This window comes from Nocardia sp. NPDC059764 (assembly GCF_042732555.1).
Lineage (GTDB): Bacteria > Actinomycetota > Actinomycetes > Mycobacteriales > Mycobacteriaceae > Nocardia.
This window is the reverse complement of the sequence record NZ_JBHWHH010000263.1, coordinates 1-7,434: the sequence shown is the minus strand read 5'-3', so window position 1 is coordinate 7,434 and position 7,434 is coordinate 1. Positions and strand designations below refer to the sequence as shown.

7 protein-coding genes are annotated in these 7,434 nt (G+C 70.2%); 5 read left to right on the top strand and 2 right to left on the bottom strand.

Annotation, left to right across the window (positions count from 1 at the left end; genetic code table 11):
• Positions 1 to 146 precede the first annotated feature (146 nt).
• From ACFV4K_RS33680 to ACFV4K_RS33670, 3 genes are read left to right on the top strand one after another with little or no spacing between them, the layout of a single operon-like run.
• Positions 147 to 1,094: a metal ABC transporter solute-binding protein, Zn/Mn family gene (locus ACFV4K_RS33680; protein ID WP_379280340.1), complete on the top strand. Its 948-nt coding sequence runs from the start codon at positions 147 to 149 to the stop codon at positions 1,092 to 1,094.
• Positions 1,095 to 1,129: 35 nt separating this feature from the next.
• Entirely contained in the window at positions 1,130 to 2,107 is a 978-nt protein-coding gene (locus ACFV4K_RS33675; protein ID WP_379280339.1) for a metal ABC transporter ATP-binding protein, read from the top strand.
• Positions 2,107 to 2,982, top strand: a complete 876-nt coding sequence (locus ACFV4K_RS33670) for a metal ABC transporter permease (RefSeq protein WP_379280338.1) — start codon at positions 2,107 to 2,109, stop codon at positions 2,980 to 2,982. The genes ACFV4K_RS33675 and ACFV4K_RS33670 overlap by 1 nt, the downstream gene beginning before the upstream one ends.
• A gap of 124 nt (positions 2,983 to 3,106) precedes the next feature.
• On the opposite strand, the gene ACFV4K_RS33665 is transcribed toward ACFV4K_RS33670, so the two are convergent.
• Positions 3,107 to 3,979 (bottom strand): A/G-specific adenine glycosylase, encoded by an 873-nt coding sequence (locus ACFV4K_RS33665; RefSeq protein WP_379280337.1) that lies wholly within the window; start codon positions 3,977 to 3,979, stop codon positions 3,107 to 3,109.
• A 407-nt stretch (positions 3,980 to 4,386) separates the two neighbouring features.
• On the opposite strand from ACFV4K_RS33665, the gene ACFV4K_RS33660 reads away from it, so the two are divergent.
• Together ACFV4K_RS33660 and ACFV4K_RS33655 are read left to right on the top strand one after the other, a co-directional pair.
• Complete coding sequence (locus ACFV4K_RS33660; protein WP_379280336.1) at positions 4,387 to 5,010, top strand: carbonic anhydrase; 624 nt, start codon at positions 4,387 to 4,389, stop codon at positions 5,008 to 5,010.
• 104 nt (positions 5,011 to 5,114) lie between these two features.
• On the top strand, positions 5,115 to 5,780 hold the full coding sequence (locus ACFV4K_RS33655; RefSeq protein ID WP_379280335.1) for a hypothetical protein: 666 nt from the start codon (positions 5,115 to 5,117) through the stop codon (positions 5,778 to 5,780).
• A gap of 134 nt (positions 5,781 to 5,914) precedes the next feature.
• On the opposite strand, the gene radA is transcribed toward ACFV4K_RS33655, so the two are convergent.
• Positions 5,915 to 7,318, bottom strand: a complete 1,404-nt coding sequence (gene radA / locus ACFV4K_RS33650; RefSeq protein ID WP_379280334.1) for a DNA repair protein RadA — start codon at positions 7,316 to 7,318, stop codon at positions 5,915 to 5,917.
• Positions 7,319 to 7,434 lie beyond the last annotated feature (116 nt).

The following is a 7,434-nucleotide window of genomic DNA, read 5'->3' as shown; positions in this document are numbered from 1 at the left end:
GGCCCGGAGAGCAGGTTGCTCTCCGGGCCTTTCGTGTCGCGGACCACATCCGCGGATCGGGGCTAGGGACTCGCCCGGGGCGTGCGCTACATTCAAATGGCAATCGTTTTCGTTATTGATAAGCCGTAGTGCCAGGAGTGCCCCGCGTGACCAGAAGCTCTGCCCGAGGATTCGCCCTGTTCGCCGCAGGACTCGCGACCGTCGCCACCCTGACCGCCTGCGGCAGCACCAAGACTTCGGACCAGCTCACCGTCGTCGCGTCCACCAATGTCTGGGGCGACATCACCCGGGCCGTCGCCGGACCCGACGTGAAGGTCGAATCGATCATCGACGACCCCCAGGTGGACCCGCACTCGTTCGAGGTCACCCCCGCCGACGCCGCCCGGATCACCGACGCCGCGCTCGTCGTCTACAACGGCGGCCACTACGACGAATTCATCGACAAGGCCATCGCGGGCCGGGACAAGAAGACCGTCAACGCCTTCGACATCGCCACCGAGAGCGGCCACGCCCACGAGAGCGCCTCCGCCGCACCGACATCCGCCAAGACCGAGGCCGCCGGCCACGACCACGAGGCCAACGAGCACGTCTGGTACGACGTGCACCAGGTCGGCCACGTCGCCGAGCACATCGCCGAAGCCCTCGGCGCCGTCGATCCCGCCCACAAGCAGGACTACACCGACCGCGCCGCAGCGTTCACCGCGAAACTCGCGCCCATCGAGGCCGTCACCGCCAAGATCGCCGCCGAGCACCCGAACCAGCCGGTCCTGCAGACCGAACCGCTGGCCGCGTACCTGCTCACCGCCGCCAAGGCCGACGACAAGACCCCGCGCGCCTTCCAGGAGGCCATCGAGCAGGGCACCGACCCGTCCCCCGCCGACGTGGCCGCCGTCCGGGACCTGGTGAACGCCAAGCAGGTTCGCGCCCTCGTCTACAACATCCAGACCGAGGACAAACTCACCAAGGACCTCCGCACCGCCGCCGACAAGTCCGGCGTCGCCGTCGTCGAGGTCACCGAAACCCTCCCCCAGGGCCTGGACTACGTCACCTGGATGACGAACAACGCCCAGTCCCTCGCCAAGGCTCTCGCATAAACACCCGCAGCACCGCCGGATCCGGGAGGACCACCATGACCGCGAACCCCGCGACGACCCCCGGGGTCACCACCCCCAAGGCCGGTTGCGCCCTCACCGGAGCCCGCCCCCGCACCCCCGGGCGCTCCGGCCGCGCGGAACCGAACCGGGCCGTCGCCGCACCCCAGCCGGAAACCGTACGGCGCCAGGGCGTCCCCGCGGTGCGACTGTCGGGCGCACGGCTGGCGTTCGGCGAACGGACGCTGTGGGACGGACTGGACCTCGAGGTCCAGCCGGGCGAGTTCATCGCGGTGCTCGGACCCAACGGCTCTGGGAAGACCTCGCTCATGCGAATGCTGCTGGGGCAGCTGGGGTTGACCGCCGGAACCGCCGAGATCGCGGGATCGCCGGTGCGCGTGGGCAACCCGGATATCGGCTACGTGCCCCAACAGAAGACCATCGAAGGCGGCGGACAACTGCGCGGCGTGGATCTGGTGGGCCTCGGCGTCGACGGGCACCGGTGGGGACTCGGGCTGCGCGGGCGCAAGGAACGCAAACGGAAAGTGGCCGAGGCGATCTCGGCGGTCGGGGCGGAACACTTCGCGTACGCGCCGCTGGACGCGCTGTCCGGCGGCGAACAGCAGCGGCTGCGGGTCGCGCAGGCACTGGCCGGTGACCCCGAAGTGCTGTTGTGCGACGAGCCGCTGCTGTCCCTGGATCTGGCGAATCAGCGGCTGGTGTCGGAGCTCATCGATCGGCGGCGGCGCAGCCACGAGACGGCCGTGCTGTTCGTGACCCACGAGATCAATCCCATTCTGCCGCTGGTGGATCGGGTGCTGTACCTGGTGGACGGGAAGTTCCGGATCGGGACGCCCGACGAAGTGATGACCTCCGAGACCCTCTCCGAGCTCTACGGCACCGAGGTCGACGTGCTGCGGGTGCGCGGCCGCCTCGTCGTCGTCGGCACCGGCGATGCCATGGACGCGCTCGGTGAATCCGGCGCGGCCCACTGCCAGCCGGAGGTGCGGGCCTGATGGAGAAGCTGTCCAAGCTGTTCTCACAGCTGTTCGACGTGTCCACCACCACGCACCTGCTGGCCTACGACTTCGTGCAGCAGGCCGTGATCGCCGCCGCGCTGCTGGGCCTGCTGGCCGGGGCCATCGGTCCGCTCATCATCAGCCGCCAGATGTCGTTCGCCGTGCACGGCACCAGCGAGCTGTCGCTGACCGGGGCGGCCGCCGCGCTGCTCGCCGGGATCGGGGTGGGCGTCGGCGCCATCATCGGGTCGGTGGTGGCGGCCGTGCTGTTCGGCGTACTCGGATCCCGGGCCCGCGAACGGGATTCGGTGATCGCGGTGGTGCTGTCCTTCGGCCTCGGCCTGTCGGTGCTGTTCCTGTGGCTCGGCCCCGAACGCGCGGGCTCCAAGTTCTCGCTGCTCACCGGCCAGGTGGTGAGCGTTGGGAACTCCGGTCTCGGGCTGCTGGCCACCTGCACGGCCGCGGTGCTGGTGGTGCTGGCCGCCGTCTACCGGCCGCTGCTGTTCGCCAGCGCCGACCCGGAAGTCGCTGTCGCGCGCGGGGTTCCGGTGCGGGCGCTGTCGATCGTGTTCGCGGTGCTGCTCGGCGTGACGGCCGCCTTCGGTGTGCAGATCGTGGGCGCGCTGCTGGTGCTGTCGCTGCTCATCACGCCCGCCGCGGCGGCCGCGCAGCTCACCGCGAGCCCGGCCCGGGTGGCGGTGCTGTCGATCGTGTTCGCCGAGATCGCCGCGGTCGGAGGCATTCTGCTGTCGCTGGCCCCCGGCGTCCCGATCTCGACCTTCGTCACCACCATCTCGTTCACCATCTACCTGATCTGCCGCGTGGTCGGGTCCCGCACCCGCAATCGGCGCACAGCCCTGGTCGCCGCCTGAGTTTCGCGGCGATCCCGCGAAACCGGCCACACCCCACCCGATCTGCCGCATGAGGGGCGGCAGATCGTGCCCGCTCGCCCGCTCCCGGACCGTCACGCATCGGCCCGGGAGGGGCGGCGCGGGGTCAGCTCCCCTCGCCCGCCAGCGCGAACAAGCCGTCGGGGGTCTGCTCGATGAGACCGTCGACCAGCAGCGAATCCAGGGCCCGGTCCCGCTGGCCCGGATCGCGAGTCCAGGCCAGGTCCAGGCGAACCCGCTCCACCGGCCCCGGCGAATCCCGCAGCACATCGAGCAGCCGCCCGCGCGCCTGCCGGTCGGTGCCCTCGTACTTCTGCACCTTGCGCACCACCTCCGAGGCCGGGCGGCCCGCCGACACCCACGCGCACGCGGGCAGCGGGCAGCGCTCGCAGTCCGGGGTGCGGGCGGTGCAGACCAGCGCGCCCAGCTCCATCAGCGCCGCCGACATGACCGCGGCCCGATCGACCCGTGCGGGCAACAGCTCCTCGGTCTCGGACAGATCGCGGGCCGCCGGATTGCCGGCCTCGGCACGCCCGTGCACTGCCCGCGCCACCACCCGGCGAACATTGGTGTCCACCACCGGAACTCGCTGCCCGTACGCGAAACACGCGACCGCGCGGGCGGTGTACGCCCCGATGCCCGGCAGGCCCAGCAGCACATCCACATCGGCGGGCACCTCGTCGCCGTGCTCGACGGCCAGCACCCGCGCGCACTCGTGCAGCCGCAGCGCCCGCCGCGGATACCCGAGCTTGCCCCAGGCTCGCAGCACCTCACCCTGCGGCGCGGCCGCCATCGCCGACGGCACCGGCCAGCGCGCCACCCACTCCCGCCAGATCGGCTCCACCCGAACCACGGGCGTCTGCTGCAGCATGATCTCGCTCATCAGAATCTGCCACGCGGTGACACCCGGCCGCCGCCACGGCAGGTCCCGAGCAGTCTCCTGGTACCAGTCGATCAGCACGTCGCTGTCCATGCCCATTTGCCCTCCGCTGCGCTCCGGGCGGCGTTCGCGGCCCCGAGGTCTCGATTCTTCCCTCCTCCGCTCCTCCAAGGCGCAGGTCTATGGAGCCGTTCGCTCCCCCCGCTCCAAGGCGGAGGTCTATCAAGCCGCAGTCCAGAATCGAGCGCTCCGCCTCCCCGCGCTTGGCCGCGAACCATGTGGGAACGCCTGCGAGGAGGTTGGGGCACAGGAAATCCTGCAGACCGCCGTTGGCGATGGTATCCATATCCGGGAGGCTGGTTTCCCAACCCAGCGTGCCGCACACGGGCAGTCTCCCGGCGTGTCTGGCAGCTCACCGTGCGCACACCGACATGGTCGGCCCGTCTTTGCCGGACCGTAACGCCATGGACTCGCCGGTAACCGAGGGGCTATGGAAAATAGGTCACATGCCGCATAACAACCCGATCAGTGCGTGGAAAGCCCTGCGCGAAGGCAATGAACGCTTCGTCAACGGCCAGTTGCGGCACCCTAGCCAAGGCGCGATCGAACGGGCCAAGCTCGTCGACGGACAACAGCCCGGCGCGGTGTTGTTCGGCTGCGGCGACTCTCGCGTGGCCGCCGAGATCATCTTCGATCAGGGCCTCGGCGACATGTTCGTGGTGCGCACCGCCGGACACGTCATCGACGCCTCCGTGCTGGGCTCCATCGAATACGGCGTGCAAGTCCTGAACGTGCCGCTCATCGTGGTTCTCGGCCACGACAGCTGCGGCGCGGTCCGGGCCACCATCGACGCCCTCGACCACGGCAATGTGCCCGGCGGGTTCATCCGCTCGGTCGTCGAACGCGTCACCCCGTCCATCCTGATCGGCCGCCGCGAGGGCCTGGAAGGCGTCGACGAGCTCGAGGCCCGCCACGTCGAGGAGACCGCCCGCCTGCTCATGCAGCGGTCGATGATCATCTCCCAGCGGGTCGCCACCGGCGAGTGCGCCATCGCCTGCGTCACCTACAACCTCGGCGAGGGTCAGATCAAGCTGCACCGCGTCATCGGCAATATCGGCGAAGTGGTCTGACCCGCCGCGGGGGCCGGAATTTACCGGCCCCGTAGCCGCTTTCGCGACCGACACGCCGAGACCCTGCTCGGGATGACCAGGACGGTGCGCTTACCGTTGTCACCGTGCTGGAACCGAACGGACCACTCCCACCGGAAATCTACTGGCGTCGACGCGCGGTCGCGATCGGCGCGATGGTGATCGGGCTCGCCCTGGTGCTCTGGGTGGGCTTCGCGCTGCTGAAGGGCGGCGGCGACCACAAGTCCGACACCAAAGCCGCCGCGAGCTCCAGCGCGGCGACCAGCGGTAAGCCCTCGGGCAGCGCCACGGGCACTCCGGACCCGAGCTCGGCCAAGCCGTCCGCCGCGTCGTCGAGCGGCGCGGCCCCGGCGGCGCAGGCCCAGTGCCCCGATCAGTCGCTGGCCGTGAAGGTCACCGTCGGGCAGGCCACCTACAAGGTCGGTGAGCAGCCGCAGTTCGGCATCGTCATCACCAATATCTCCAGCGGCGTCTGCGAACGCGACATGGGTTCCGGACTCCAGCTGGTCCAGGTGCAGTCCCTCGACGGCCAGCGCAAGCTGTGGTCCAGCACCGACTGCTACCCGGACGGCACCCCCGACATGCGCACCCTGGCACCCGGCCAGCAGGCCGCCTTCACCGTCACCTGGTCGGGCGCCAGCTCGCAGCCGGGCTGCGCGGGCGAGCGCCTGCAGGTTCCGTCCGGGCCGTACACCGTTGTGGCCCAGCTCGGTTCGGTCCGCAGCCAGCCGGAACCGTTCAATATCGCTTGACGCCTCCAGCACACCGAAGGCCGGGATCCGATCACACGGATCCCGGCCTTCGTCGTTTCCGGGGAATTCCGGTATTCGCGAATCGAATTCCGCCCCCATTTCGAATTCGCGCTCCCGCTATTCGATTCCGGCGTTCACTCCGCCATTTCCATGGACTCCTCCTGATCGCGCCGCCGTCGGCGCAGGCCGGTAACCGACAGTGCCGCACGGATATCGGCCACCTCGCGCAAGGTCATGGTGCGGCCGGTGCGGTCCACGCCCGGCGGGACCAGGGCCTCGGTGAAGCCCAGCCGCTCCGCCTCCGCCAGCCGGCGGGTCAGCCCGGTCACCTGGCGCACCTCGCCCGCCAGCCCGACCTCGCCCAGCACCACCATGCCGGTCGGCAGCGCCAGGTCCTGGCTGGCACTCGCGATGGCAAGCGCGACAGCCAGATCCGCCGCGGGCTCGGTGAGCCGCATACCGCCCACGGTGGCCGCGTAGACGTCCTGCTTGCCCACGTACACGCCCCCACGGCTCTGCAGGACCGCCAGGACCATGGAAACGCGGTTGTAGTCCAGCCCGCTCACCGCGCGCCGCGGAGCGGGCGCCTGGGTGTCCACGGTGAGGCCCTGCACCTCACCCAGCATGGGGCGCTTGCCGTCCATGGCGACCGTGACCGCGGTCCCGGGCACCGCATCGGTGCGGTGGTGCAGGAACAGCCCGGAAGGGTCGTCCACGCAACGGATTCCCGCCTCCACCATCTCGAAGCAGCCCACCTCGTCGGTGCTGCCGAAACGGTTCTTGATACCGCGCACCATGCGCAGCGACGAATGCTTGTCCCCCTCGAACTGCAGCACCACGTCCACCAGGTGCTCCAGCGTGCGCGGACCGGCCACCGCGCCGTCCTTGGTGACATGCCCGACCAGCAGCACCGCGATCCCGGTCGCCTTGGCCAGTGAGGTGAGCGCCGCCGTCACCGACCGCACCTGGGTGACACCGCCGATCACGCCGTCCGCGTCGGCGGCCAGCATGGTCTGCACCGAGTCCACCACCAGCAGACTGGGTTTCACCTGCTCCACATGGCCCAGGATGGTCGCCAGATCGGATTCCGCGGCCAGGTACACCTTTTCGTGCACCGCGTCGGTCCGGTCCGCCCGCAGCCGCACCTGCCCCGCCGACTCCTCGGCGGTCACGTACAGCGCGATCTCGTCACGCGCCCGCGCCCACCGGTGCGCCACCTCGAGCAGCAGCGTCGACTTGCCGACGCCCGGCTCCCCCGACAACAGCACCACCGAACCGGGGATGATCCCGCCGCCCAGCACCCGGTCCAGCTCGGACACGCCCGTCGACCGCGACTGCGTCTTGTTGGAGTCGATGCTCGAGATCGGCGTGGCCGCCGTACTCGGCAGCATGGCGCGGCGCCCCACCGCCATCGCGCCCGAGGACGCGGCGACCTCCTCGATGCTCCCCCACGCCCCGCAATCCGGGCAGCGCCCAACCCATTTGGCGACCTCGCACGTGCACTCCGCACACCGATACACCGATTTCACCTTGGCCATGTCTAATTTGCCCTCCGCTTCGCTCCGGGCGGGGTTCGCGGCCCCGAGGTCTCGATTCTTCCCTCCTCCGCTCCTCCAAGGCGCAGGTCTATGGAGCCGTTCGCTCCCCCCGCTCC

Excerpts from the sequence above, each read along its gene's own strand:
- ACFV4K_RS33670 (WP_379280338.1), top strand. The coding sequence starts at position 2,107 with ATGGAGAAGCTGTCCAAGCTGTTCTCACAGCTGTTCGACGTGTCCACC.
- ACFV4K_RS33665 (WP_379280337.1), bottom strand. The coding sequence starts at position 3,979 with ATGGGCATGGACAGCGACGTGCTGATCGACTGGTACCAGGAGACTGCT.
- radA (WP_379280334.1), bottom strand. The coding sequence starts at position 7,318 with ATGGCCAAGGTGAAATCGGTGTATCGGTGTGCGGAGTGCACGTGCGAG.
- ACFV4K_RS33675 (WP_379280339.1), top strand. The coding sequence starts at position 1,130 with ATGACCGCGAACCCCGCGACGACCCCCGGGGTCACCACCCCCAAGGCC.
- ACFV4K_RS33660 (WP_379280336.1), top strand. The coding sequence starts at position 4,387 with ATGCCGCATAACAACCCGATCAGTGCGTGGAAAGCCCTGCGCGAAGGC.